At 64.1% G+C, this 26,505-nt stretch carries 23 protein-coding genes and 1 pseudogene; 12 read left to right on the top strand and 12 right to left on the bottom strand.

From position 1 onward, the window contains the following. The first annotated feature begins 129 nt into the window (after positions 1-129). Positions 130-624 carry a ribonuclease E activity regulator RraA gene (gene rraA, locus AAGS40_RS08500; RefSeq protein WP_345810847.1) on the top strand — a complete coding sequence of 165 codons (495 nt, stop codon included), beginning with the start codon at positions 130-132 and terminating at the stop codon, positions 622-624. A gap of 29 nt (positions 625-653) precedes the next feature. Further along, entirely contained in the window at positions 654-1,055 is a 402-nt protein-coding gene (locus AAGS40_RS08495) for a gamma-glutamylcyclotransferase family protein (protein ID WP_345810846.1), read from the top strand. 221 nt (positions 1,056-1,276) lie between these two features. On the opposite strand, the gene aceB is transcribed toward AAGS40_RS08495, so the two are convergent. Together aceB and AAGS40_RS08485 are read right to left on the bottom strand one after the other, a co-directional pair. Further along, positions 1,277-2,887, bottom strand: coding sequence for a malate synthase A (aceB, locus tag AAGS40_RS08490; RefSeq protein ID WP_345810845.1), 1,611 nt, complete (start codon positions 2,885-2,887; stop codon positions 1,277-1,279). Positions 2,888-2,967: 80 nt separating this feature from the next. Further along, positions 2,968-3,765: a haloacid dehalogenase type II gene (locus AAGS40_RS08485; protein ID WP_345810844.1), complete on the bottom strand. Its 798-nt coding sequence runs from the start codon at positions 3,763-3,765 to the stop codon at positions 2,968-2,970. Between the two features lie 148 nt (positions 3,766-3,913). Here AAGS40_RS08485 and AAGS40_RS08480 point away from each other — a divergent pair, with 148 nt between their 5' ends. After that, complete coding sequence (locus AAGS40_RS08480; RefSeq protein WP_345810843.1) at positions 3,914-4,816, top strand: LysR family transcriptional regulator; 903 nt, start codon at positions 3,914-3,916, stop codon at positions 4,814-4,816. 174 nt (positions 4,817-4,990) lie between these two features. Further along, positions 4,991-5,425: a universal stress protein gene (locus tag AAGS40_RS08475; RefSeq protein ID WP_345810842.1), complete on the top strand. Its 435-nt coding sequence runs from the start codon at positions 4,991-4,993 to the stop codon at positions 5,423-5,425. 163 nt (positions 5,426-5,588) lie between these two features. Here AAGS40_RS08475 and aceA read toward each other — a convergent pair whose 3' ends face one another. The 3 genes from aceA to AAGS40_RS08460 form a co-directional block, all read right to left on the bottom strand. Continuing rightward, complete coding sequence (aceA, locus tag AAGS40_RS08470) at positions 5,589-6,893, bottom strand: isocitrate lyase (protein ID WP_345810841.1); 1,305 nt, start codon at positions 6,891-6,893, stop codon at positions 5,589-5,591. 413 nt (positions 6,894-7,306) lie between these two features. Further along, on the bottom strand, positions 7,307-8,920 hold the full coding sequence (locus AAGS40_RS08465) for a DEAD/DEAH box helicase (RefSeq protein ID WP_345810840.1): 1,614 nt from the start codon (positions 8,918-8,920) through the stop codon (positions 7,307-7,309). A 448-nt stretch (positions 8,921-9,368) separates the two neighbouring features. Continuing rightward, complete coding sequence (locus tag AAGS40_RS08460; RefSeq protein ID WP_345810839.1) at positions 9,369-9,638, bottom strand: acyl-CoA-binding protein; 270 nt, start codon at positions 9,636-9,638, stop codon at positions 9,369-9,371. A gap of 187 nt (positions 9,639-9,825) precedes the next feature. On the opposite strand from AAGS40_RS08460, the pseudogene tsaB reads away from it, so the two are divergent. The 4 genes and pseudogenes from tsaB to AAGS40_RS08440 form a co-directional block, all read left to right on the top strand. Then, positions 9,826-10,584: pseudogene (gene tsaB, locus AAGS40_RS08455) on the top strand (tRNA (adenosine(37)-N6)-threonylcarbamoyltransferase complex dimerization subunit type 1 TsaB); the annotation flags it as partial. Between the two features lie 209 nt (positions 10,585-10,793). Next, complete coding sequence (gene rimI / locus AAGS40_RS08450) at positions 10,794-11,288, top strand: ribosomal protein S18-alanine N-acetyltransferase (RefSeq protein ID WP_345810838.1); 495 nt, start codon at positions 10,794-10,796, stop codon at positions 11,286-11,288. Then, positions 11,275-12,339 (top strand): uracil-DNA glycosylase, encoded by a 1,065-nt coding sequence (locus tag AAGS40_RS08445; RefSeq protein WP_345810837.1) that lies wholly within the window; start codon positions 11,275-11,277, stop codon positions 12,337-12,339. The genes rimI and AAGS40_RS08445 overlap by 14 nt, the downstream gene beginning before the upstream one ends. Next, the gene (locus tag AAGS40_RS08440; RefSeq protein WP_345810835.1) at positions 12,339-13,391 is read left to right on the top strand and encodes a DUF1853 family protein; all 1,053 of its coding nucleotides are present in this window, start codon (positions 12,339-12,341) and stop codon (positions 13,389-13,391) included. Before AAGS40_RS08445 ends, AAGS40_RS08440 begins: the two co-directional genes overlap by 1 nt. A gap of 71 nt (positions 13,392-13,462) precedes the next feature. Here the strand turns inward: AAGS40_RS08440 and thiD are convergent, their stop codons facing one another. Then, entirely contained in the window at positions 13,463-14,269 is an 807-nt protein-coding gene (gene thiD / locus AAGS40_RS08435) for a bifunctional hydroxymethylpyrimidine kinase/phosphomethylpyrimidine kinase (RefSeq protein WP_345810834.1), read from the bottom strand. A gap of 79 nt (positions 14,270-14,348) precedes the next feature. Beyond that, positions 14,349-15,656: a lysophospholipid transporter LplT gene (gene lplT / locus AAGS40_RS08430; RefSeq protein WP_345810833.1), complete on the bottom strand. Its 1,308-nt coding sequence runs from the start codon at positions 15,654-15,656 to the stop codon at positions 14,349-14,351. A gap of 218 nt (positions 15,657-15,874) precedes the next feature. On the opposite strand from lplT, the gene alr reads away from it, so the two are divergent. The 3 genes from alr (at position 15,875) to AAGS40_RS08415 (ending at position 18,850) form a co-directional block, all read left to right on the top strand. Continuing rightward, on the top strand, positions 15,875-16,945 hold the full coding sequence (gene alr / locus AAGS40_RS08425; RefSeq protein ID WP_345810832.1) for an alanine racemase: 1,071 nt from the start codon (positions 15,875-15,877) through the stop codon (positions 16,943-16,945). A gap of 106 nt (positions 16,946-17,051) precedes the next feature. Beyond that, the gene (radA, locus tag AAGS40_RS08420; protein WP_345810831.1) at positions 17,052-18,428 is read left to right on the top strand and encodes a DNA repair protein RadA; all 1,377 of its coding nucleotides are present in this window, start codon (positions 17,052-17,054) and stop codon (positions 18,426-18,428) included. Between the two features lie 143 nt (positions 18,429-18,571). After that, the gene (locus AAGS40_RS08415; RefSeq protein WP_345810830.1) at positions 18,572-18,850 is read left to right on the top strand and encodes a DUF2866 domain-containing protein; all 279 of its coding nucleotides are present in this window, start codon (positions 18,572-18,574) and stop codon (positions 18,848-18,850) included. A gap of 70 nt (positions 18,851-18,920) precedes the next feature. Here the strand turns inward: AAGS40_RS08415 and AAGS40_RS08410 are convergent, their stop codons facing one another. Further along, complete coding sequence (locus AAGS40_RS08410) at positions 18,921-19,994, bottom strand: CaiB/BaiF CoA-transferase family protein (protein ID WP_345814322.1); 1,074 nt, start codon at positions 19,992-19,994, stop codon at positions 18,921-18,923. A gap of 242 nt (positions 19,995-20,236) precedes the next feature. Next, positions 20,237-22,207: an ATP-binding cassette domain-containing protein gene (locus AAGS40_RS08405; protein ID WP_345810829.1), complete on the bottom strand. Its 1,971-nt coding sequence runs from the start codon at positions 22,205-22,207 to the stop codon at positions 20,237-20,239. 135 nt (positions 22,208-22,342) lie between these two features. Here AAGS40_RS08405 and AAGS40_RS08400 point away from each other — a divergent pair, with 135 nt between their 5' ends. Then, positions 22,343-22,825 (top strand): glutathione peroxidase, encoded by a 483-nt coding sequence (locus AAGS40_RS08400; protein WP_345810828.1) that lies wholly within the window; start codon positions 22,343-22,345, stop codon positions 22,823-22,825. A gap of 30 nt (positions 22,826-22,855) precedes the next feature. On the opposite strand, the gene cls is transcribed toward AAGS40_RS08400, so the two are convergent. The 3 genes from cls to dapE all read right to left on the bottom strand — a co-directional run bounded on the left by cls (position 22,856) and on the right by dapE (position 26,440). Then, positions 22,856-24,310 (bottom strand): cardiolipin synthase, encoded by a 1,455-nt coding sequence (gene cls, locus AAGS40_RS08395; protein WP_345810827.1) that lies wholly within the window; start codon positions 24,308-24,310, stop codon positions 22,856-22,858. Positions 24,311-24,393: 83 nt separating this feature from the next. After that, positions 24,394-25,284, bottom strand: coding sequence for a 50S ribosomal protein L3 N(5)-glutamine methyltransferase (gene prmB / locus AAGS40_RS08390; RefSeq protein ID WP_345810826.1), 891 nt, complete (start codon positions 25,282-25,284; stop codon positions 24,394-24,396). 16 nt (positions 25,285-25,300) lie between these two features. Beyond that, positions 25,301-26,440 carry a succinyl-diaminopimelate desuccinylase gene (gene dapE, locus AAGS40_RS08385; RefSeq protein ID WP_345810825.1) on the bottom strand — a complete coding sequence of 380 codons (1,140 nt, stop codon included), beginning with the start codon at positions 26,438-26,440 and terminating at the stop codon, positions 25,301-25,303. Between the last annotated feature and the right edge of the window lie 65 nt (positions 26,441-26,505).

The raw sequence follows: 26,505 nt of genomic DNA, 5'->3' as shown, positions 1-26,505 counted from the left end.
GTCCGCCATCACGGTTCGCACCCGCGCCGTGCGGGATCCGAGCGTTCAACGGGCTTCTCATTGTAGGTGTTGCGCGAATTCCGACGTTGCATAATGCCCAGATCAACGAATTCGACGAGCAGAGCCGCCATGAGTTTTGCCACCGCCGACCTGTGCGACGCACACGAGGACCAACTGGCGCTCGGCACGCTGCGCGTGCTCGAACCGGTGTTTCATCTCTTTAGCCGCAGCGAGTGTTTCAGCGGCGAAGCGGTCACGCTCAAGGTATTCGAAGACAACGCACTCGTGCGCGCCACGCTCGAACAGAACGGCGCGGGCCGCGTGCTCGTGGTGGATGCCGGCGGCAGTCTGCGCTGCGCGCTGGTGGGCGCGAACCTTGCCCAGATCGCGGAGCAGAACGGCTGGGCGGGTATCGTGCTGAACGGCTGTGTGCGCGACACGCTTGAACTCAACGACATGAACGTCGGCATAGCGGCCGTGGCAACCTGTCCGCGCCGCGGCCAGCGGCTCGGTGCGGGCGAGCGTGACGTGCCGGTGCAATTGCCAGGCGCGCTGGTGCGTCCTGGCGAATGGATCTACGCGGACATCGACGGTGTGCTGGTGGCCAGCGCGGCGCTGATCTAGAACATTCACGGTAAGGAGAACACACGACAATGCAGACGGTTTTTGTATACGGCACGCTGCGGGCCGGCGAAGTGAACGACATCAGCGAGGCGGCGGCGCGCAACGATATTGCCGCACCGAATCTGCTCGGCACGGCTACGGTGCGCGGCCACCTGTTCGACTTCGGGTCATATCCCGGTCTCGTGGTCGACGAAGCGGGCGTCGACGTGATCGGCGACGTCTACGAAATAGAGGACGCGCTCGTCGCCGTGCTCGATGAAATCGAAGCGGTCTATCCCGGCGTCGAAGATCTGTTCCTCGCGCGCGAAGTGATGTTGAAGGTGGACGGCAACGTGCTGAACTGCCGCTTTTATCCGATCACGCCGAATGCCGCCAAAGGTCTGCCCGAAATCCGCTGCGGCGACTGGATCGAATACCGCACGTCGCGCTAGTCCCGGGTCACGCACATGCGTGAAAGTGTCCGTATCCACGAGCGCAAAAAAACGGCCCGGCAAGCATCGAGCCTGTCGGGCCGTCCGGTCGGTCAGTCGTGCGACCCGGGCCGCTCCTTCATCGCGTGCGTGTTCAGGCAGGCAGCGCGCACTGCGTGGCGGGTGAGAGCGGACCCGGTACTGCGTCGTAGCTGGCTGATGCAGGCGTGTGAAAACGCGCGTCAGATTTCTTCGTACAGCGGCAGGGTCAGGAAGTCGGTGAAGCGTTCCGAGGTCGACATCTCTTCGAAAATGTGCGCAGCGCGGTCGTATGGCTTCGTATCACCGCCCACGGCCTGCTTCACCTTGTCGAGTTCCAGCGCCGACAGTTCCCGCACCAGTTCAGCCGTGACCTTGCGGCCGTCCTCGAGCTTGCCCTTCGGCGAGCGAATCCACTGCCACACCTGCGAGCGCGAGATCTCCGCCGTGGCCGCGTCTTCCATCAGATTGTGGATCGGCACGCAGCCATTGCCCGCGAGCCACGCGCCGAGGTAATGAATCCCAACGTTGATGTTGTTGCGCAAGCCCGCTTCGGTGATCGGCGTTTCCGGGCGGAAGTCCAGCAGATCGGTGGCGGTCACGAGCACGTCTTCGCGCTGCTTGCCGATCTGGTTCGGCTTGTCGCCGAGCACCTTGACGAACTCTTCCATCGCGATCGGCACGAGGCCCGGGTGCGCGACCCAGCCGCCGTCGTAACCGTCGCCGGCGTCGCGCGCCTTGTCCGAGCGCACGCCGCCCATTGCTTTGTCGTTCGCGGCGGGATCGTTCTTGATCGGGATCAGCGCGCTCATGCCGCCGATCGCGGGCGCATTGCGGCGGTGGCAGGTCTTTAGCAACAGCAGCGCATAAGCGCGCATGAACGGCGACGTCATCGTGATCTGCGAGCGGTCGGCGAGGCAGAAATCGCGGTCTGCCTTGAACTTCTTGATGGCCGAAAAGATGTAGTCCCAGCGGCCTGCATTCAGGCCCGAGCTATGGTCGCGCAACTCGTACAGGATTTCATCCATCTCGAATGCGGCGACGATCGTCTCGATCAGCACCGTTGCGCGAATCGTGCCGCGCGGTACGCCGACCGCTTCCTGCGCGGCGACGAAAATGTCGTTCCACAGGCGCGCTTCCAGATGGCTTTCCATCTTCGGCAGATAGAAATAGGGCGCCGTGCCGCGCGCGACCTGTTCCTTCGCGTTGTGGACCATGAAAAGCGCAAAGTCGAAGATGCCGCCGGACACACGCTTGCCGTCTACGGTCACGTGCTTCTCATCCAGATGCCAGCCGCGCGGACGCACAATCAGCGTCGCGATCTTGTCGTTCAGCTTGTAGGTCTTGCCATTCTGTTCCAGCGAAATCGTGCGGCGCACGGCTTCCTTCAGATTGATATGGCCGGTGATCTGGTTATCCCAGCTCGGCGCGTTCGAATCCTCGAAGTCGGTCATGTACGAATCCGCGCCCGAGTTCAGCGCGTTGATGATCATCTTGCGCTCGACCGGGCCCGTGATTTCGACACGCCGACATTGCAGGTCCTGCGGCAGCGGCGCGATGGTCCAGTCGCCTTCCCGAATGCTTTTCGTTGACGCGAGAAAGTCAGGCCGTTCACCCGCGTCGAGACGCTTCGAGCGCTCCGCGCGCGCCTCCAGCAGTTCCCGCCGACGCGGCTCGAACGTGCGATGCAGTGCCGCGACGAGTTCGAGCGCTTCGCGCGTGAGAACCGCTTCGTAGCCCGGCTTGATGTCGGCCGAGATGTCCATGCCTTGCGGCAACTGCAATGATGCGTGCGATGACTGCGGGTTCGCCATGTTTTCTCCTTGGTCGGTCAGATTGCAAAGATGCGGATAGTGGATTGCGGTGGTGCGTCGCGAGAGTGCGCTGCTGACCGTCATGCGCCAGGGCTGTGGCGCGTGCGGTTGCCAGCGGTTTTGACGCAGGACGCGAGGGTGGTGAGAAAGGCGGGCAGCTCGCTCATGCTTGCGCCCGTCCCATGCGGAACGACGCCCAGTTCTTCGACCGGTGCATTCAGCCGGTTGAGCCAGAAAGTGGTGAAGCCAAACCATGTGGCGCCGGCCACGTCCCAACCGTTCGACGACACGAAGACGATCTCGCGCCGTGGCGCATCGAAGGCTTGTGTGCCGAGCGCGTAGGCGGCGGGCGAGGGCTTGTAGGCGCGCACGGCGTCGACGGACAGCACGTGGTCGAAGAGGCCGGTCATGCCGGCGCTCTTCACTGCGATGTCGAGCATTTGCGGATTGCCGTTGGACAGGATCGCGAGCCCGGGACGCGACTGGTGGGCCTGGTCCGTTGAAGCTAAAGGCGCCGAAGCCGATTCGTGCAATTGACGCAGCACGGTGACGGCATCGGGAAACGCGGACAGGCACGCGTACTCGTCCATCAGCCGTTTTTCTGCCGAGCGGCCCAGTGTGAGATGCAGTTTTTTTGCGGCGAAGCGCAAGGCGTCGAGCGTGATATCCCAGAACGGGCGGTAGTGCGCGCCACCCGTGTCGGCAAGTGTGCGCAACTGCGTGTATTCGATCTGTTTCAGGCGCCACAACTGCGAGAGCGCATCGCCGTGGCCGGGGAACAGCTGCTCTGCGGCAGCGACCACCGAATGCACGTCGAAAAGGGTGCCGTACGCGTCGAAGATGACTGCTTTTGGGGAAGGTGTCGTTATGGCCGACATTGCCGTGCACTCCTGTCAGAGGTCGGAGAGAATTGTATTAGTGATGCTGGACGTTAAAAAAGAGGCTAAAGATCACTTGATCTTTTACTTTCATATACCTAATCTGACGCGCACCGATCACTCTCGCCATCGCGGCTCCAGACCATCTATGGATCGTTTCAAGCAGATCGAAACTTTCGTCACCGTCGCGGCGAAGGGCAGCCTCTCGGCCGCCGCGCTGGCGGAGGGCGTGGCGCCCGCGATCATCGGCCGCCGCATCGACGCGCTCGAAGAGCGTCTCGGCGTCAAACTGCTGGTGCGCACCACACGCAAAATCACGCTGACCTTCGAAGGCTCGGCCTTTCTCGAAGACTGTCAGCGTGTCATTCACGATATGCAGAACGCCGAGGCCAGCGTGTCGGCGGGCGGCGTCAAGGCGAGCGGCCACTTGCGACTGTCGGCGCCGGCGGGCTTCGGGCGGCGCCATGTCGCGCCGCTCGTGCCGGCGTTTACCGTCGCGCATCCGGACGTGTCGATCACGCTCGATCTGTCCGACCGGCTCGTCGATCTGGTCAACGAAGGGTTTGACTGCGCAGTGCGGCTGGGCGAATTGCCGGACTCGTCGCTGGTATCGCTCCGGCTCGGCGAAAACCGCCGGGTATGCGTGGCCTCGCCGGCGTATCTGAGCCGGCGCGGCGCGCCGCATACGCTTGCCGATCTCGCGCATCACAACTGTCTGGCGCTCGGCGCGAGCGCCAACCAGCAGCGCGGCTGGGTTTTCCAGCAGGGCGACAAGGTGGTGTCGATCAAGGTCTCGGGCACGATGGAATGCTCGGACGGCGCGGTATTGCACGAATGGTGTCTGGAAGGCTACGGCCTCGCGTGGCGCTCGTGGTGGGAAGTCGGCACCGACATTGCAGCCGGACGGCTCATCAGTGTGCTCGACGAATTCGCCGCGCCGCCGATCGGCATTCACGCGGTGTTTCCGCAGCGTCGTCACTTGCCCCTGCGCGTTAGACTTTTCCTGGATTTCCTTAAACATACGTACGGCCATCCAAGTTATTGGGCCTGACAGCATGTGCCGTGTAATGAATCCTCGCGCGTACAGCGGGTTTTCGATATGCGCACAGACCCTCGAATTGCCCGCGGCCCGACAAGCACGACCTACAATCTACTGAACGGCCTGCAGGCCGTGCCTCGTTGGACGCTGACGCCGCGCTGCGTGCAGACGGCGACGGAGGGCATCATGTTCAGGCATATCCTGGTTCCGACCGACGGTTCGGATCTGTCGCGCAAGGCTATCGACGGCGCGATCGATCTTGCGCAGGCGGTCGACGCGCGCATTACCGCTTACGCGTGTCTGCCGCAATATCCGTATTCACCGTTTTCCGATGTGGTGATCGAGCCGCCTTCTGAATTCCTGCAACGCAGCGAACGTGAAGCGCGTGCGCATCTGCGGGATGTGGAACTGGCCGCGCACCGTGTCGGCGTGACTGTCGATAGCCGCACGAGTGTGCATCCGGCGCCGTATCTCGGCATCATCGAGGCGGCGGAGCGGGGGGCGTGCGACGTCATCTTCATGGCGTCGCACGGACGGCGCGGGCTGGGCAGTCTGCTCATCGGCAGTGAAACGCAGCGCGTGCTGACGCATACCAAAATTCCGGTAATCGTGTACCGCTGACGGTGCGTGAAGGCGCGTGACAACGGCGGGACGCACGCGAATCCTCCGCGCGACGAAGGCCCGCTAACGGGGCCGCTGGCCGTCTGTTTCCCAACTGTGCCTGCCGCTCTGAATGATGCCCGCAGCCGCAGCTGCGGGCATGACCGTGCAGTCGCGCAGCCAGTCAGGCGACCTTCTTGTCGAAGAACTGTTCGTCTTCCGTCGAACCGTGCAGCGCCGTGGTGGATGCTTCGCGCTCGACCGTTTGCGTGACGGCGTCGAAATAGCCCGTGCCGACTTCGCGCTGATGCTTGACGGCGGTGAAACCCTTTTCGGCCGCTGCAAATTCAGCCTGCTGCATCTCGACGAACGCCGTCATCTGGTTGCGGGCGTAGCCGTGCGCGAGGTTGAACATCGAGTAGTTCAGCGCGTGGAAGCCGGCCAGCGTGATGAACTGGAACTTGTAGCCCATTGCGCCGAGTTCGCGCTGGAACTTGGCGATCGTCGCGTCGTCCAGATTCTTCTTCCAGTTAAACGACGGCGAGCAGTTGTACGACAGCAACTGGTCCGGGTACTCCTTATGGATCGCATCGGCGAATTTCTTCGCGAATTCGAGGTCCGGCTTGCCGGTCTCGCACCAGATCATGTCGGCATACGGCGCGTAGGCGAGGCCGCGCGAAATGGCCTGTTCGAGACCCGGCTTCGTGCGATAGAAGCCTTCCACCGTGCGCTCGCCCGTCAGGAACGGTTTGTCGTTTTCATCGACGTCCGAGGTGATCAGGTCGGCGGCTTCCGCGTCCGTTCTCGCCAGCAGCACGGTCGGAACACCCGAAACGTCGGCGGCAAGACGCGCGGCGGTCAGCTTCGCGACGTTTTCACGCGTCGGCACCAGCACCTTGCCGCCCATGTGACCGCATTTTTTCACCGAAGCGAGCTGGTCTTCGAAGTGAACGCCCGCGGCGCCGGCTTCGATCATCGCTTTCATCAGCTCGAACGCGTTCAGTACGCCGCCAAACCCGGCTTCAGCGTCCGCGACGATCGGTGCGAAGTAGTCGATATAACCCTCATCGCCCGGATTCTTGCCCTCCGACCATTGGATCTGGTCTGCGCGCGTCAGCGTGTTGTTGATGCGCTTCACGACGAGCGGCACCGAGTTCGCCGGATACAGTGACTGGTCCGGATACATTTCGCCGGCGACATTCGCATCGCCCGCGACTTGCCAACCCGACAGATAGATGGCCTTGAGGCCGGCCTTCACTTGCTGCATGGCCTGGTTGCCGGTCAGCGCGCCGAGCGAATTGACGAACGGTTCCGTGTTGACGCTGTGCCACAGCTTCTCCGCGCCGCGTTTGGCGAGCGTGTGCTCGACCTGCACCGAACCGCGCAGACGGATCACGTCTTCCGCCGTATAGCTGCGCTTCACGCCCTTCCAGCGCGGATCGGTTTCCCATTGCTGCTGCAACTGTCTGGCTTGTTCCTGGCGGTTCATGGTGTGCTCCTTGTTTGCCTGTAATGGATGAGTGACTCTGTGTTCGTCGAAGCGTCAGGCCGTCGCATGCTTCGGCTAAGGCCTTTTGTTTCGCGAACTCTTGTATAAGAGTCTAGGCAAACGAGGAGTTAGGTCATAGTCGCCGATGGATGTTTTGTTGATTTTTATTTATTTTTAAAATCAATACCTTGCATGCTCAATTCCGCATTGAGAAACCATTTTTTCCATGTTGCAATGCGGCGACTTGTGCCTTGCAGCACGATTTTTTACTGAGCAAAAAAATTTTCCACATGGTGAAATCATGCGGTCGACGAAATGCGGACGAAAAAAAACCGGCGCATGAGCACCGGCTTTCCTTTTCATCGGACGGTGCGACCCCGTCCGGTTTCATTCAGTGTGACGTCAGCGCAGAATTAGCTGCCGCGACGCGCCGTGCGCGGACCGTCGCTGCGGCGTGCGCCGTAGCCACCGTCGCGCGAGCCGCCGTAGCCCTCACGCGAACCGCCGCCCGCCGACTTGCCGGCCCAGCCGCTGCCATTGCTGCTGCCGCTGCGTGAACCGCCGTTGCCGGCGCCAGCCGGTTTGCCCGCACCGCTACCAAAACGACGGCCGCCGCCGTTGCCACCGCCCGGACGGCCGCGGCCGCCAAAGCCAGGACGGCCGTTACCCGACGGAGCCGACTTGCGCGGCTCGAAACCTTCGACGACATTGACCGGCAGCGGGGTGCGCACGAAACGCTCGATGCGCTTGAGCGCGCCCTGCTCGGCGTGATGCACGAGGCTCACCGCGATACCCGAGCGGCCAGCACGGCCGGTACGGCCGATACGGTGCACGTAGTCTTCCGCGAACTTCGGCAGATCGTAGTTGAACACGTGCGTGATGCCCGGAATGTCGATACCGCGAGCGGCGACGTCCGTTGCGACCAGCACGCGCACGCGGCGCTCGCGCAACGCGCGGATCGTGCGGTTACGCGCGCCCTGCGGCAGATCGCCGTGCAACGCGGCCGATTCGAAGCCGGCGTCGGCCAGACGGCCAGCCAGTTGGTCCGCATCCATCTTGGTGGCGGTGAAAACGATAGCCTGGTCGAGGCCCGAATCACGCAGCAGATGGTCGAGCAGACGATCCTTGTGATCGCGGTCGTCCACGTAATGAACGGTTTGCGCGATGTTCGTGCGCTGCTCCAGACGCTGAACGATCTCGATACGCTCCGGATCTTTCAGCAGACGGCCTGTGAGCGAACCGATCTTGCCGTCGAGCGTAGCCGAAAACAGCATGGTCTGACGCGAAGCCGGGGTAGCGGCAACGATCGTCTCGATGTCTTCGATGAAGCCCATGTCGAGCATGCGGTCGGCTTCGTCGAGCACGAGGATCTGCAGTTGCGACAGATCGATACGGCCGCGTTCCAGGTGGTCGATCAGACGGCCCGGCGTAGCAACCAGAATTTCGGGGTTCTTGGCCAGCAGCATCAACTGTTGACCGTAGGCGACGCCACCCAGAATGCTGACGGTGCGCAGACGCTTGAGGTGCTTGCCGTACGTGGCGGCAGCGGTGGTGACCTGCATGGCGAGCTCGCGGGTCGGCGTCAGTACCAGCATGGTCGGACGGGCGACCGGCTGCGGGCGGCGGCCACGGCCACCGTCGGCCGGACGCGGCTCGCGCGGCTGGCTGGCTTGTGCTTTTTGCAGCTGGGAGAAACGCTCGATGGCGGGCAGCATGAACGCGGCGGTCTTGCCCGAACCGGTCGGGCTCGAGACCAGCAGGTCACGGCCGGCGATGCCAGCCGGAATCGCGCGTTGCTGAACCGGCGTGGGGTTCGAATAGCCGGCGGCGGTCAATGCGGAGACGACGTCCGCGGACAAGCCCAGCGACGCGAACGACGGGCCGGCGGGCGCTGCGGTTTCGGCGGCGGCAGCAGCGGGCGCGGCAGCAACGGCTGCGGCTTGCGCGGGTGCGGTGTCGACGTCTGCGAGACCGAGGGCCTGGTCGGCGATGGCGTTCAGCGGGCTGGTGGTATTGCTCGAAGTCATGAGAATCCTTGGTAAATCCTTGGTACACACGGAATGAAACGTCGGCGCCAATCGGCATACCCAAGTCGTCGGATTCAGCGAGCAAAGAAGCAGCGAGCAAATCGAAAAACGGGGGCAGCTCGCAACAATGAAGGCGAGCTTTTCGTTAGAAGCTGTATCGGATGCGACAAGCCAACACGGCGTGCCGCCAGCCTGGGACATGATCGCCCGTAGGGGGCTAGGCAGGAGGGGACAGTTCTAAACTGGATTGGAGCTAAACGCTACGAGGCGCTGCGCCGCAAAGGCCGCTAGATGAGAGCCGGGCAAAGCAGTGAAGCGCAGGCAGTATTGTATAGAAGTTTGTTGCACTGCGCCACTATTAGGACGTTTCCTGGCACAAAAGTTTGGTCGGTGCAGGGTGACGGCATGGCGGACGACAGAAACAGTCGGCGCCGACCGTCTTCGACGCTTACGCAGCCGCGCCGCTTTTCAGCGACTCGACAAGTTCGACGTACTGCTGTTTCGCCGCATCCTGCGAAGTGCCCTTTAACGCAGCCCACGCGTCGTACTTGTATTTGCCGACGATGTCGGTGAAACCCGGTTTGTCGCCCTGTACATCGCCTTCCGATGCCTGCTTGAAAAGCGCATACAGGCGCAGCATCGTCAGATTGCCTGGACGTTCCGGCAGTTGCTTCACGTCTTCCTGAGCCTGGGTGAACTGAGCGTTGATGTCTGTCATGGTCGTGATGCCTGCGGTTGAGGTTGAGGTTGAGGTCGGGATGGAGATTGAGATCGAAGTCGCGGTCGATCATAACAAGTGCGTGCCGGCCCGGGGCCGAGGGCGCATTCCAGACATCGGCGACAACCGCACCCGATGGCGACCCAAAGTCGCATCCCTGCGCGCGCCGCCGATTACAATACGGTCCATGACTCAAATCGTGCTCCTCGCCCTCGATACCTCGACCGAATACTGCTCGGTAGCGCTGCTGTCCACCGAAGAGAACGTGGCGGCGCAGGCATCCGCGGAACCGCGTGTCTGGCACCGCCACGAGCAGACCGGCGCCGTGTCCAGTACGCGCCTGCTCCCCGCAATCCGCGAACTGTTCCGCGAGGCCGGACTGCAACTGTCAGACTGTGCGGCCATTGCCTTCGGCTCCGGCCCGGGTTCGTTCACGGGTCTGCGCACGGCAACGGGCGTCGCGCAAGGGCTTGCTTTTGGGCTCGATCTGCCTGTCGTGCCGGTGGGTACGCTGCTCGCGTGCGCGGAAAGCGCCCGGCGGCGCGACGCGTCGGCAAGCCGCGTGCTCGCGGCGCTCGACGCCCGCATGGACGAGGTCTACTGGGCCGACTTCAAGTGGGACGATGCGCAGGGCGAATGGCTGACCGTGCAGGCCGCGTCGCTCGACGCACCGGATCGCCTCGTGCTGCCGGATGAGCCCTTCACGCTGGCGGGCAATGCCGCTGCCGCTTTCGGCGCGCGCCTGCGCGCCGTGGCCACCGCGCGCACCGTCGATCACGCGGCGCTGCCGGACGCGGTGCCGCTCGCGCACGCGGCGCTGCGCGCGCTGCGCGCCGGACGCACGGTCCCCGCGGATCAGGCTGCGCCGGAATACGTGCGTGACAAGGTCGCGCAGACCACGGCCGAACGTGTCGCGGACAAGGCGGCCAAGGCGGCGAGTGCTTCTGCCGCGCGCGACGCGCGTCATTCCGCAAGCGACGCTTCCTCAATCGCCGAAGCCGCCGCATCCCATTCGCCGCCCAATCGCGGCTCGCACGGAGCCGTTGGCGCGCTGCCCGATAGCGCGCCGCCCGTTGGCCCGGCATCCGGGCAAGCGGCGGAACACGGCGGTCACGCAGAGTCTGCACATAACACGTCTGACGGCGAGGGCCGGCAATGAGTGGCGTGTTGCTCACGGACCGTTATATGTCGCCGATGACCGAAGGCGATCTGGACGAAGTCGCCGCCATCGAGAAACTCGCCTACGAATTCCCCTGGAGCCGCGGCAATTTTGGCGACTCGCTGCGCAACGGCTACTACGGCGTCTGCCTGCGGCATGTCACTGGAACGCTGATCGGCTATTGCGTGCTGATGCCGGTCGTCGATGAGATGCATCTGCTGAACCTGTGCGTCACGCCGGCCGCGCAAGGCGCCGGCGCCGGTCTTTCGCTGTTGCGCGAAGCCGTGCGCATCACGCGCGCTGAAAAGCTCGAAGGACTGCTGCTCGAAGTGCGGCCGTCGAACCATCGCGCGATCCGGCTGTATGAGCGCTTTGGCTTCATGTCGATCGGACGACGCAAGAACTATTATCCGGCGCGGCATCGCAGCCGGGAGGACGCCATCGTGATGCGTTTCTCATTTGCCACGGAGGGCGCGGATGGCGCTGCATGAATCGGTACTGGAAGAGTTCGGACTCACGCCGCTGTGGGTGCGGCGCGGCACGGCGACGGGGCCGGAGGCGGTGGCCGGGGTGATGGTCGAATCATCTGCTGCTGAGGTCGACGCGGCCGCACGGCTCGGTCAAGCACAGGTGCAAGGCGGCGTGGCGCAAGCGACGCAGGTCACGCAGGCTACGCAAGCCACGCAGGCCACGCAGGCTACGCAAGCCACGCAGGCTACGCAAGCCACGCAAGCCACGCAAGCCACGCAAGCCACGCAAGCGCCGCCAACACCGCAACTTAAGCCGGATCCAGCCGGTTTCGACGAACCACCCGCGACGAAACCGTCGCCACCAACCCGCGCCCCTGCGCCGGCCGTCGCCGATACCCCGCCCGAGGACAGCTTCGCGTGGTTCGACGATCTGCCTGCGCATCCGCCCAGCGAGGCTCCCGGCGATGCAACCGCGCTGCCGCCCATTCACACGCTCGACTGGAACGCGCTGGCGGAGCGCGTCGCCGGCTGTGAGCGTTGCCGCCTGTGCGAAAAGCGCACGAACACGGTATTCGGCGTGGGCGACCGCCACGCGGACTGGATGCTGATCGGCGAAGCACCGGGCGAGAACGAGGACAAGCAGGGCGAACCGTTCGTCGGCCAGGCCGGCAAGCTGCTGGACAACATGCTGCACGCGTTGACGCTCGCCCGCGGGACGAACGTCTACATCGCAAATGTGATCAAGTGCCGGCCGCCCGGCAACCGCAACCCCGAACCGGACGAAGTCGCACGCTGCGAGCCGTACCTGCAGCGTCAGGTGGCGCTCGTCAAGCCGAAGCTGATCGTCGCGCTCGGCCGTTTTGCCGCGCAGAGTCTTTTAAAGACGGAAGCGAGCATTTCGTCGCTGCGTGGCCGTGTGCATGCATACGAAGGCGTGCCGGTCATCGTCACGTATCACCCGGCCTATCTGCTGCGCAGCCTGCCTGACAAGGCGAAGGCGTGGGCCGACCTGTGCCTTGCCCGCGATACGTGGCGCGCGGCCGGCGCGGCGTCGTCGAACGCCACACAGTAATGGCCGCCGACGGGCCGGCGGCGTCCGCCGCAGTCACGTACGGCCCACGCGCGGCCTCGGACACACCACGCGCGGACGGGTTGCTGGACGTACTGTGCGACCCCGCCGTGCGTGATCTGGCGTGGCTGCTCCTGAGCGCCAATCTGTTGCGTCCGCAACCACCGGCCGGCATGCTCGCCGATCCATTCGACAACGCCAGCGACACCGTCGCGACGATCCGATGGTTGCGCGCGCTAGACCTCGCACCGCAGCCGTTGCATCGCGATCTGGCCGACACGCGTATCACGCGTGTCGGGCGCTATGCCGAGCGACTGCTCGGCTGGTTTCTCCAGCATGGTCCGGCCATGCGGCTGATCGCCGCCGGCGTGCAGGTAAGACACGCGGGCGTGACGCTCGGCGAGTGCGACTTTCTGCTCGAAACGCGGCAGGGCGCGCGGCTCCACTGGGAGTTGGCGGTCAAGTGCTATCTGCATGCGGGCGACTCGCGCGGCGCGCTCGCAGACTACGTCGGTCCGAATCTGAAGGACCGTTTAGACCTCAAGCTCTCACACGTACTGGATCATCAGTTGCCGCTGAGTTCACGCGACGAATTCAAGGCAATCGGCTACGAAGGTCCGTGGACGCCGCGCATGCTCATCAAAGGCTGGCTGTTTTACCGGCACGGCGAGACGCCACCGGATGCGCCCGAGCTGGACGCGTCGCATAATCGTGGCTGGTGGGTCACACGCGCGGACTGGGCGGCTTTCGCGGCAGCACACGCAGCGCATTGGCGCAGTTTGCCGCGTCTGGAATGGCTCGCGCCGCGCCGTTACGAAGCGGCTTCAGCGCTCGATGCCAGCGGCGCAGGCAAAGCCGTTGCGCCCGCAACGGTTCCGGCCGCCGCCGCTTTCATTGGCGCGAGCGCGCTCGCCGTGCAATTCGCCGATCATCATGGCCCGTTCATGGTCGCCGCGTTCGCTCAGGACGATGCGGGCAACTGGCTGGAGCGCTCGCGCGGTTTCATCGTGCCGGACGACTGGCCGGAGCAGGCGAGAGCGTACGCGCGACAGTAACCGCGAACGTTACGACGCCGTTCGTGCCGGCGAGCGTCGCTGCACGCACGCCATACGCGCCGGCCCAACACTCACCACCAGCGATAAAAGTGATGCACCGGCCCAACGCCGCTGCCGACGTCCAGCCGGTCACTCGCTTGCAGCGCGCCGGTCAGATAGGTTTTCGCGTCCGCCACCGCGCTCGCCAGATCGCCGCGTAGCGGCACCAACGCCGCGATTGCCGACGACAACGTGCAGCCCGTCCCATGCGTATTCTTCACCGGCACGCGCGGACCACCGAGGCGCAGCGTGCCGCTTGCCTGCACGAGCCAGTCCGGGCTGTCGGTTGCGTTCAGATGGCCGCCTTTCATCAGCACCGCGCGCGCGCCGAGTGCGCGCAGCGCTTCGCCTTGCTCGACCATGCCCGCTTCGTCCGTGACGACCGGTACGCCGAGCAGCGCGGCCGCTTCCGGCAGGTTCGGCGTCAGCAGATCGGCGAGCGGCAGCAGTTCGTCGCGCACCGCGGCGACCGCATCCGGCAGCAAGAGCGCGTGATTGCTTTTTGAGATCATCACCGTGTCGAGCACGATGCATTTCGGCTTGTGACGACGCATTGCCTCGGCGACCGCGCGTGCGATCGGCGCATTGGCAAGCATGCCGATTTTCACGGCGTCGATGCGGATGTCGTCGAACACGGCGTCGAGTTGCGCGGTGACGAAGCCCGGGTCCGGCGCATGGATCGCCGTGACGCCGTGCGTGTTCTGCGCGGTCAGCGCGGTAATGACGCTCGCGCCGTAGGCGCCGAGCGCAGAAAACGCCTTCAGGTCGGCCTGGATTCCGGCGCCGCCGCCGGAATCGGAGCCGGCGATAGTCAGCACATTGGGAATTGGTTGAGTCATGGCAAAACGGGGAAGGTAAAGGCGCGCAGAAAGGCATCCCGCGCAAACGCGCTGCGCCCGACGCGGGTGGGCTCGAGCGTCAGTGCTTGACTTCGCCGATCAGCGCGACGGAATCGAATGCGCGCTGGTTGGCCTGGTGACGGCGCATGACGAGCCACATCATCACGCAGACGAAAGTGCCGAACAGCACGATCACCGCAGCGACCGGCACGTCGAGCCAGACGAGCACGGCGTACAGGCACAGCATCACGAGGACCGAAAGATTCTCGTTGAAGTTCTGCACGGCGATCGAATGCCCCGCCGACAGCAGCACGTGCCCGCGATGCTGCAAAAGCGCATTCATCGGCACGACGAAAAAGCCCGACAGGCCACCCACGATCATCAGGAAAAAGTACGCGACGATCAAATAGCCCGGCACATGCATGCGGCCGAGATGCAGGCCCCAATGGGCCGGGAAAAGGCTACGCGTGTAGAAGGCCATCAGCATCACGGCGATGCCCATCATGATGCCCACTGGCAGCACGGAGAGTGACTTCTTCAACGGCACGCGCGAGGCGGCGAAGATCGCGCCCGCCGCCACGCCGACCGCTACCACCGCCTGAAGAATGGCCGCCTCGGACAGCGACATGTTCAGCGACACTTCCGCCCACTTCAGCACGATGAATTGCAGCGTCGCGCCCGCGCCCCAGAACAGCGTCGTGACGGCGAGCGAAATCTGCCCGAGCTTGTCGCGCCACAGCACGAGGAAACAGTCGGCGAAATCGGTGACGAGCTTGATCGGGCCGCGTTCCTGTTTCGGATAACGCGCGCCGGTGTCGGGAATGCGCAGATTGAACAGTGCGGCGATCACATAGATCGCCATGATTACCAGCATGGCCGCTTCGGCCGGTGTATTGACGGTGGGAATGTGCTGCCGGAGGATCGGCGCTGCGATGTGCGGGCTGATCAACGCGCCGCCGAGTACCGTGCCGAGAATGATCGAGCCGACGGTCGTGCCTTCGATCCAGCCGTTCGCGGCAACGAGCCGGTCAGGCGGGAGCAGCTCGGTCAGAATCCCGTATTTGGCAGGCGAGTAGGCCGCCGCGCCGAAGCCGACGATGCCGTACGCAATGAGCGGATGCGCGCCGACCAGCATCGTGATGCAACCGGCTACCTTGATGGTGTTCGTGACGAACATCACGCGGCCCTTGGGACGCGAATCGGCGAAGGCGCCCACGAAAGCGGCAAGGACGACATACGATAGCACAAAGAACAGCTTGAGCAGCGGCGTCATCCAGTTCGGGGCGTGGAGATCTTTCAGCAGTGCGATAGCAGCGATCAGAAGCGCATTGTCGGCCAGCGACGAAAAAAACTGCGCGGCCATGATGGTGTAAAAACCTTTTTTCATCTGATGCGATGCTGTCCTCGCTGCGGTCTGTCCGTCCCGGCCATGTGCAAAGCGTCCGGGCTTATGCCGTTCGAAATGGGTTGTGCGCACGGCTTTATATCACGAAAATAGCTGGATTCGGACTAGCAGAATCCTTGATCGCACCGCCCAGTGGGCTGCCGAGCGCTGAAATCGCCCTGTAAGCTGCTGATTCGCAAGCGTCTTTACGAAAAACTCCCATGCCGCGCCCCCTTTCCGCCACGATTCACACCTCCGCTCTTGCCAATAACCTTGCTGTCGCCCGGCGCTACGCGCAGAAATCGAAGATCTGGGCCGTCGTCAAGGCGAACGCCTATGGCCACGGGCTCGCGCGCGTGTTCCCCGGCTTGCGTGCGACGGACGGCTTCGGATTGCTGGACCTCGAAGAGGCGGTGAAGTTGCGTGAACTGGGTTGGGCGGGTCCCATTCTTCTGCTCGAAGGCTTCTTTCGTCCGACCGATATCGACGTCATTGACCGCTACAGCCTGACTACCGCGCTGCATTCAGACGAACAGTTGCGCATGCTGGAAATGGCGCGTTTGTCGAAGCCGGTCAACATCCAGTTGAAGATGAACACTGGCATGAACCGGCTCGGCTATACGCCGGAAAAATTCCGCTTTGCATGGGAGCGTGCGCGCGCGTGCCAGGGCGTCGGACAGATCACGCTCATGACGCACTTTTCCGATGCCGACGGCGAGCGCGGCGTCGCGTATCAGATGGAAGCGTTCGAGCGCGGCGCGCAAGGCATTGCCGGCGCGCGCAGTCTGGCCAACTCGGCGGCGACGCTGTGGCATCCGGCTTCGCATTTCGACTGGGTGCGCCCCGGCATCATTCTGTACGGCGCGTCGCCGTCGGGCGTGACCGCTGCGATCGACGGCACGGGTTTGCAGCCGGCCATGACGCTCACGTCGGAACTGATCGCGGTGCAAACGCTCTCGGAAGGCAACACGGTCGGCTACGGCTCGGCGTTCAAGGCGCACGGGTCGATGCGCATCGGCGTCGTGGCATGCGGTTATGCGGACGGCTATCCGCGCGTCGCGCCCGAAGGCACGCCAGTGATCGTCGACGGCGTGCGCACGCGGATCGTCGGGCGCGTATCGATGGATATGATCACGGTCGATCTGACGCCAGTGCCCACCGCCAACATCGGCTCGCGCGTCGAACTGTGGGGCGCATCGCTGCCCATCGACGATGTCGCGCACGCGTGCGGCACGATCGGCTACGAGTTGATGTGCGCGGTTGCGCCGCGTGTGCCGATGCGTGCAGAGTAAGCGGCGGTCCGGGCCTTCGGCGGGTTGAATCCCGCACCCGGCAACCCGGCACTATCCCGGGCAATTACCAGGCAACAATCCAGGCAACAACTCAGGCAACGAGCGCGTGGCTAAAACAAAAACGTTATACATCTGCAGTGAATGCGGCGGACAGTCGCCGAAGTGGGCCGGACAGTGCCCGTCATGCCATGCATGGAACACGCTGGTCGAGTCGGTTGCGGAAGCGCCGTCCACCCATCGCTTCCAGTCGCTCGCGAAGAGTGCGCCGGTACGGCGCCTCGCCGATATCGAAGCGTCCGACGTGCCGCGCTTTTCCACCGGTGTCAGCGAGTTCGATCGCGTGCTGGGCGGTGGTCTCGTGCCCGGCGGCGTCGTGTTGATCGGCGGGGATCCGGGCATCGGTAAGTCCACACTGCTGCTGCAATCGCTCGCGGAAATCGCCGCGGACAAACGGGCGCTCTATATCAGCGGCGAAGAGTCGGCCGCGCAGATTGCGCTGCGTGCGCAGCGGCTTTCGTTGCTCGAACCCGGTTCGAAAGCGAGCGAACTGCAACTGCTCGCGGAAATCCAGCTCGAAAAGATTCAGGCAACGATCGCGGATCAGCGCCCCGACGTCGCGGTGATCGACTCCATCCAGACCGTCTATTCGGACGCGCTGACGTCCGCGCCCGGCTCGGTCGCGCAGGTGCGCGAGTGCGCGGCGCAGCTTACGCGCATTGCCAAGCAGTCGGGCACGACCATCATCATGGTCGGCCACGTGACCAAGGAAGGCGCGCTGGCCGGTCCGCGCGTGCTCGAACACATCGTCGACACGGTGCTGTATTTCGAGGGCGACACGCATTCGTCGTATCGCCTCGTGCGCGCGATCAAGAACCGCTTTGGCGCGGTCAATGAGCTCGGTGTGTTTGCAATGACCGAACGCGGTTTGCGTGGCGTCGCCAATCCGTCGGCGCTGTTTCTGTCGCAACACGAGCAGTCGGTGCCGGGTTCGTGCGTGCTGGTGACGCAGGAGGGCACGCGGCCGTTGCTGGTCGAAGTGCAGGCGCTGGTGGACGCGGCCAATGCGCCCAATCCGCGACGCCTCGCAGTGGGCCTCGAACAGAACCGGCTTGCGATGTTGCTGGCCGTGCTGCACCGCCATGCGGGCATTGCGTGCTTCGATCAGGATGTGTTCCTGAATGCGGTGGGCGGCGTGAAGATCACCGAACCCGCCGCCGACCTGGCCGTGCTGCTGGCTATCCATTCGTCGATGCGCAACAAGCCGCTGCCCAAGGGGCTCGTGGTGTTCGGCGAAGTGGGTCTGGCCGGCGAAATTAGACCGTCGCCGCGCGGCCAGGAACGTTTGAAGGAAGCGGCCAAGCTCGGCTTCTCGGTGGCGGTGATCCCGAAGGCCAATGCGCCGAAGCAGCCGATGGAAGGCTTACAGGTCGTTGCGGTGGAGCGGATCGAACAGGCGATCGATCGGGTCCGAACGCTCGAGTAGACGGGGCTCGCGGGCACCCGGCGCGAATCGCCGCCGTAACGTTCGGTAAATATCCCCACAGTGGTTGTAACCTGATGGCGGCTCCTTTTTCCTAAGCTGGAAGGACATTGCATCCCTTCAGACGCCCGAAAAAGGATCGCGCCTTGAAACAGACTTATGATACCGCCGCCGAGCGGCCGATACAGGTGCGCGGGTGCCGCGTCTCCGCGCCGATTCGCCAGCCTTGGGGCGGCGCCTGCCGGATTGTCGAATGGATCGACACGACAGGGCAGATATCGCGGCGCGTCGTTGCCGAAGATGCGACCGCCGCGGACGTGCGCGCCACGATCAACCGTCACGTGGAAGGGCGCAAACACGTGCTGTACGACGACGAAAAAACGCCGCGTCAGACCTTGCCCAGGCAGACGGCGGCGCGGCGGTGAGTGCTGCCGCCGCCTGTTGGGCCGGCTTGCGAACCGGCGGCCTGCGCGGACAAATAAGTTCGCCGCATGATCATTCCGGGTGGCGAGTGCTCCGTGCCGCTTCGGTTTCGTCGATGCCTTCGTCACTGTCCGCCGCACCGGCCGACAGGTTGAACAGCGGGTGCAGTGCCGCTTCAGCCGGCGTCAGCACCGGCGACACGCAGCAATCGAGCGGCTCCAGCAGCAGAACCCACTCTTTCAGCGTGCGCGCGCCAATGATTCCGGCGAGTTCCTGCGTGAGCGCGGCGGCGTCCGGGCCGCCGATTGCCTGACCGAGACTCCAGTGACGCGTCGCCCACTCGGGACGATCGAGCGCCATGCACAGCGTCTCCCAGAACTTCTGTTCGAGTGCGCCGACCGCAAGCCAGCGCTGATCGAGCGTGCGATACAGGTTGTAGCAGGGCACGCCGCCGTTCAACAGCCCTTCACCTGCGGCGGGCGCGGCGCCCTCGTTCGACACTGAAACCTGCGCGACCACGTTGTGCGCGTGCGTGACGTGCGTCATCGACACGTCGACAAAACGGCCTTCGCCGCCGCGCGATACGTGCCACAGCGCGGCCAGAATCTGCGTAACCGCCGCAAGCGCGCCGCCGAGCAGGTCGGCGATCTGGAAGTTGGGCAGGATGGGTGCGCCGTCCCGGCTCGCCAGTTGATCGAGCACGCCCGCATAACCGATGTAGTTCAGATCGTGGCCCGCACGCTCGGCAAACGGCCCGCTCGCGCCATAGCCGCTGATCGCGCAATAGACAAGTCGGGGATTGGCCGCGCGCAGCGTTTCGTAACCAAGACCGAGGCGCTCCATGACGCCGGGCCGGAAGCTCTCGATCAGTACATCTGCCTCGGCCGCAAGCGCGCGCAGCACATTGCGACCCGCATCCGACTTCAGATCGAGTCGCGTTTCGCGCTTGCCGCGGTTCACCAGCCGGTAGAACGCCCCAGGCCGTCCCGCGACGCGGTCGCCCGACGACTGCATCATCGTGCGTGTTGGATCGCCCGCTCCCGGTGCTTCGATTTTCAGCACGTCAGCGCCGAGTTCGGCGAGCCTCAGCGCAGCGACCGGACCCGGCAACAGACGCGTCAGGTCGAGCACGCGCAGGCCCTTCAGCGGCGGCGCGAACGTATCGGACGATGCCGCTGCCTGATGTGTCGCTCGGGCCGTTTGTTCCGCTCGAGTCGCTCGAGCCGCTTGAGCCGTTCGTGTGGCCGATCCCTCGGCGGGTTCGACGGCTGCCTGCTTTGTCGTTCCGGCTGCTGATCCCGCTGCTCCCGCTGGTCCCGCAGATGACGTCCCCATAGACACCGCTACCCCTTTTATCAATGCCGGCGCACGTAAAGCCGTCCGCCGCGCTAGCCGATCTGTTCGAGTTCCTCGTGAATCTCCAGCCATTCGGCTTCGAGCGTTTCAAGGCGCGCATTCACGTCGGCCTGACGGCGAAGCGCTTGGGTCAGTTTCGCTTTCTGCTCGGGCTCGTAACTCGCCGGGTCGACGACGAACGCGTCGAGCGTCGTTTTCTCCGTGTTGAGTGAGTCCATTTCCTTTTCGATCTTCGCAATGCGGCTTTGCAGCGGCTTTTTCAGGTGCGCGAGCTTCTGGCGCGTTTCGGCCTCGAGCCGGCGCTGTTCCTTGCGGTTGACGCCGCTGTCCGCGCTGACGTCCGGGCCGTTCGACCCGCTCGTGCCACTCGTGCCATTGGTTCCCGCAGCCTTCAATGCTGCGCGCTGTTCGGCGGCATGCTGAAGCAGCCAGTCACGATAGTCGTCGAGATCGCCGTCGAATTCCTGCAGACGATGTTTAGCGACCAGCATGAACTGCTCGGTCGTGGCGCGCAGCAGATGCCGGTCGTGCGACACCAGAATCAGCGTGCCTTCGAACTGCGCGAGCGCCATGGTGAGCGCGTGACGGGTTTCGAGGTCCAGGTGATTGGTCGGTTCGTCGAGCAGCAGCAGGTTCGGCTTCTGCCAGATGATCAGCGCGAGCGCAAGACGCGCTTTTTCGCCTCCTGAAAATGGGCCGATTTTCGAGGTCGCCATCTCACCGGAGAAATTGAAGCTGCCGAGAAAGTCGCGCAGTTCCTGTTCGCGCGTGTCCGGTGCGAGACGCGCCAGATGTTGCAGCGGCGTGTCGTCCGCCCGCAAGGTTTCCAGCTGATGCTGCGCGAAGTAGCCGATGCGCAAACCCTTGCCTTCGCGCACGTGGCCGCCGAGCGGCTCCAGCGTGCCGGCGAGCGTCTTGATCAGCGTGGATTTGCCCTGGCCGTTCGCGCCGAGCAGGCCGATGCGCTGGCCGTTCTGGATCGACAGCATTACATGCTCGACGATCGGGATTTCGGCGGCTGAGTCGTCTTCACTGCGATAGCCGCAGCGTACGTTCTCCATCACCATCATCGGATTAGGCGCGGAGTCGGGCGTGCGGAATTCGAACGTAAAAGGCGAGGACGCATGCGCGGGTGCAATCAGTTCCATCTTTTCCAGCGCCTTGACCCGGCTCTGCGCCTGGCGAGCCTTGGTGGCCTGCGCCTTGAAGCGGTTGATGTAGCTCTGCAGATGCTCGACCGTGCGCTGCTGCTTTTCATACGCGCTTTGCTGGAGTGCGATCTGTTGCGCGCGCAGCACTTCGAATTGCGAATAGTTGCCGCCGTACCGCTTGACCTGCTGATTCTCCAGATGCAGCGTGACATTGCAGACGGAGTCGAGAAACTCGCGGTCGTGCGAGATCACGATCAGCGTGCCCGGATAACGGTGCAGCCAGTCTTCGAGCCAGACAATTGCATCGAGGTCCAGGTGGTTGGTGGGTTCGTCGAGCAACAGCAGGTCGGAGCGACACATCAGCGCCTGGGCCAGATTCAGACGCATGCGCCAGCCGCCCGAAAAACTGCTCACGGGCTCGCGCGTCTGTTCGAGCGTGAAGCCAAGGCCGAGCAGTAACGCTTCGGCGCGGGCCGGCGCGGTGTAGCCGTCCGCGTCCGCAAAGGCGGCGTGCGCTTCGCCTTCGGCCGCGCCGTCGTGAGCGGCCGAAGCCGCGGCAATGCGCGCTTCGATCGCGCGCAACGCCGCGTCGCCGTCCAGCGTGTAGGCAAGCGCAGTCTTCTCCGTTGCAGGCGTTTCCTGTGCAACGTGCGCGACTTGCCAGGTAGGCGGCATCGAGAAATCGCCGCCGTCCGCATGGAGTTGACCGAGCAGCACGGCAAAAAGCGTGGACTTGCCTGCGCCGTTCGCGCCCACGAGACCGGCCTTCTCACCCGGATTGAGGGTGAACGTGGTGTTGTCGAAGAGCGGCTTGGTGCCGCGCGCGAGGCTGAACTGGTTAAAGCGGATCACGAAGAGGCCGGCTGAAGAAAAACGCTATTTTAGACCGCCGCACAGCGCATCGGGCGCTCAGCCGGGGTCGGCCATCCGGCCGACTGTACCGGCCAGGCTTTTGGCATAGACTGTCGGCTTTCACGGGGAGAGCAGATGACATCGATCTATTCATTTTCGGCACGTCCACTGGGCAGCAACGAGGAAGTGAGCCTCGGGCGCTACGAGGGTAAGGTCCTGCTGGTCGTGAACACGGCGAGCGAGTGCGGATTCACTCCGCAATATGCGGGTTTGCAGAAACTGTACGACACGTACGCCGCGCGTGGACTCGCGGTGCTCGGGTTTCCGTGCAACCAGTTCGGCAAGCAGGAGCCGGGCGACGCCACGCAGATCGGCAGCTTCTGCGAGAAAAACTACGGCGTGACGTTTCCCATGTTCGACAAGGTGGACGTGAACGGCGCGAACGCGCATCCGCTGTTTCGCTACCTGACGGGCGAAGCGCCGGGACTGCTCGGGCTCGAAGCGATCAAATGGAATTTCACCAAGTTCCTGATTGGCCGCGACGGCAACGTGGTCAAGCGCTATGCGCCGCTCACCAAACCCGAAGCGATTGCCGACGACATCGAGAAGTTGCTGTGATGCAGTGACGGTAAGCGGCGGCGCGGCGGACTACAGCACCGGCGAAAAGAGCCGCGCCACATGCATCAGCACGCGCTTGAACGCGCTTGCGTGACGATATTCGTTGCGATCGATTTCGAGCGACTCGGCGAAGTCCCGGAGCAGCATCGTTTCGACCTCGGTCGCGAAGCCGTGATCGACCGTCAGCACCATGATTTCGAAGTTCAGGCGGAACGAGCGGTTGTCGAGGTTGGCGCTGCCGATCGCCGCGGCCACGCTGTCGATCAGCACCACTTTCTGATGCAGAAAGCCAGGCTGATAGCGGAAGATCCGGATGCCGGCGCGCAGCGAGTCATACGCATAGATTTTCGACGCCGCGAACACCACGCGATGGTCGCGGCGGCAGGGAATCAGAATCCGCACGTCCACGCCGCGCAGCACGGCGAGCCGCAGTGCCGCGAACACCGCTTCGTCGGGTACGAGATAGGGCGTGGTGATCCAGATGCGCTCGCGCGCTGCGTTGATCGCTTCGACGAAGAAAAGCGAACACGTTTCCTGTTTGTCCGCGGGGCCGCTCGGCACCACGAGGCAGTGCATGCCCTGATCCGGCTGACCGGGGCTCGGAGCCAGGCCGGCCGGCATGTCGAATTCGGGCAACTGCTGCGTGGCCCAGTGCCAGTCTTCGGTGAACACGAACTGGATGCTCGCCACTGCCGGGCCGCGCACCTCGATGTGCGTGTCGCGCCACGGCGAAAGCGGCGGCTTGCCGCCAAGATATTCGACGCCGACATTGTGTCCGCCGACGAACGCGCGCTCGCCGTCCACCGACACGATCTTGCGGTGGTTGCGGAAGTTCAGTTGCAGCCGGTTGACGAAGCGTCGATGGGTGGCGAACGGGTGGGTCTCCACACCGCCCGCGCGCAACGCCGCCACGTAGCGGTGCGGCAGATCGAAGCTGCCGATGCTGTCGTACAGGAAGTAGACACGCACGCCCTGTCTGGCCTTGGCGATCAGCGCGTCTTTCAGCATTTCGCCGAGCGCGTCGTCGCGCACGATGAAGAACTGCACGATCACGTAACGGCGCGCGCCTTCGATCGCTTCGAAAATCGCCTCGAACGTGGCCGCCCCGTTCACCAGCGTGCGCACGCAATTGCCGGGCAGGAACGGCATGCCGCCCAGTCGCGTGAGCGAATGCACGAGCCGCACGCCGAGTTGCTGGGTCGGCAGACCCGCGGAAGAAGCGTGCGCGTCCCACTCGGGCGGATGCGCGCGCGTGCGCAGCAACTCATTCTCGACGCGGCGCGCGTCCGCATAGCCGGCGAACTTGCTGCGCCCGAGGAAGAGGTACGGCACGAGCGTGAGGTAGGGCATCGCGACCAGGGACACGGCCCATGCAATCGCGCCTTGCGAAGTGCGGGTGTTCAGAATCGCGTGGCACGCCGCGACCACGCCGAGAATATGGGCGAGGGCGACCAGCGGGCCGATGTGCAGCAGGTCGATGGGCATAGGCGGAAGATGGTTTGGCGAAGTGCGGCGGCCAGATCACCACCTCTGGCCAGCATCCCGCACACAGTTCCGGCTGGCAACGCTCAGCTTGTCGCAGGCAAATCCGTGGCCTGGATCAGAAAGACGTTGTCGTCGCCGGCGCTGGTCGTGAGCCACACCAGGTCGAGGCCGCCAAACGCCGCTTCGACGTGCTCACGCTCGTTGCCGATCTCCACCACCAGCACGCCTTCGTCGGTGAGCCAGTTACGCGCCTGCGCCATGATCCGGCGCACGATGTCCATGCCGTCCGCGCCGCCCGCGAGCGCCATGTCCGGCTCGTGCCTGTACTCGGCCGGCAGTGCCTGCATCGCCGCCGCATTGACATATGGCGGATTGCTGATGATCACGTCATAGCGGCGTTGCGCGAGCGGCGCGTACAGATCGCCCTCGAACAACGCGACGCGGTCGTCGAGCTTGTAGTCGGCAACGTTGCGCGCGGCCACTTCGAGCGCGGGTGCGGAAAGATCCACCGCGTCGATATCCGCGTTCGGAAACGCGTGCGCCGCGAGAATCGCGAGGCAACCCGAACCCGTGCACAGTTCGAGCACCGCGCTCACCTGCTCGGGATCTTCCACATACGGCTGCAGGCCGTCCGCGAGCAGTTCGCCGATGAACGAACGCGGCACGATCACGCGCTCGTCCACATGGAAGCGAAAGCCGTGCATCCACGCTTCCTGGGTGATGTAGGCGGCTGGCACGCGCTCGGTTGCGCGCCGTTCGATCACGTTCAGCACGGCGTCGATCTCGCCCGACGTCAGTTTGGCGTCGAGAAACGGGTCGAGCAGATCGAGCGGCAGGTGCAGCGTGTGCAGCACCAGATAGACGGCCTCGTCATATGCATTGGCCGAGCCGTGGCCGAACGACAGTTCGGCCTGGTTAAAGCGCGACACTGCAAAACGCAGCACGTCGCGAACGGTGGAAAACGGGAGCGTCATCGCGGTCTTTCCTTGGTCAGGCGATCAGTTGTTCGAGCACACGGCGGTACACGTTCTTGAGTGGCTCGATGTGTGCGACTTCGATATGTTCGTCGATCTTGTGGATGCTCGCATTCAGCGGACCGAATTCGATCACCTGCTCGCAGATGCGCGCGATGAAGCGGCCGTCCGACGTGCCGCCCGTGGTGGACAGCTCGGGGGTCACGCCGGTCTCGTCCCGGATGGCGCGGGTCAACGCGTTCGACAGATCGCCGCGCGGCGTGAGAAACGGCAGCCCGCTCACGTTCCATTGCAGGTCGTAGTCGAGCCCGTGTCGGTCGAGGATCGCATGAACGCGCGCCTGCAAGCCTTCCACCGTGCTCGCGGTCGAAAAGCGGAAGTTGAACATCACGTCGGCATGGCCTGGAATCACGTTCGTCGCGCCGGTGCCGCTGTGGATGTTCGACACCTGCCATGTGGTGGGCGGGAAATATTCGTTGCCGTCGTCCCAGCGCTCGGCGACCAGTTCGGCAAGCGCGGGTGCCAGCAGGTGCACCGGGTTTTTCGCCAGATGCGGGTAAGCGATGTGCCCCTGCACGCCCTTGACGACCAGCTTGCCCGACATCGAACCGCGCCGGCCATTCTTCACCATGTCGCCGAAGTGCTGGCTCGAAGTCGGCTCGCCGACGACGCAGTAGTCCATGCGTTCGCCGCGCGCCTGCAATGCGTCGACGACCTTGACGGTGCCGTCCGTGGCGGGGCCTTCTTCGTCGCTCGTGATGAGGAACGCGATCGAGCCGCGATGCGCGGGATGCGCCGCGACGAACTCCTCGCTCGCGACCACGAAGCCGGCAATCGACGCTTTCATGTCCGCCGCGCCGCGGCCGTACAGCTTGCCGTCACGTTGTGTCGGCTCAAACGGCGCCGAATGCCACTGGTCGAGCGGACCGGTCGGCACCACGTCGGTATGGCCGGCGAAAGCGAGCAGCTTGCCGTTCGTTCCGTCGACGCCGCGTTTCACGGCCCACAGATTGGTGACGCCGTTCGATTCGATCGTCTCGTGCTCGAAACCGATCGCGGCGAGGCGTTCGATCAGGAGGCGCTGGCAATGCTGGTCGTCGGGCGTCACGGACGCGCGCGCGATCAGTTGTTCGGTAAGGGCGAGGGTGCCGGACATGGATTCGATACGAGCCACTTTAAAATGAAAAAATGCCGGCTGGCGGTGCGGCACCGCAGCCGGCA

This window comes from Paraburkholderia sp. PREW-6R, assembly GCF_039621805.1.
Taxonomy (GTDB): domain Bacteria; phylum Pseudomonadota; class Gammaproteobacteria; order Burkholderiales; family Burkholderiaceae; genus Paraburkholderia.
This window is presented reverse-complemented; position numbering and strand designations above follow the sequence as displayed.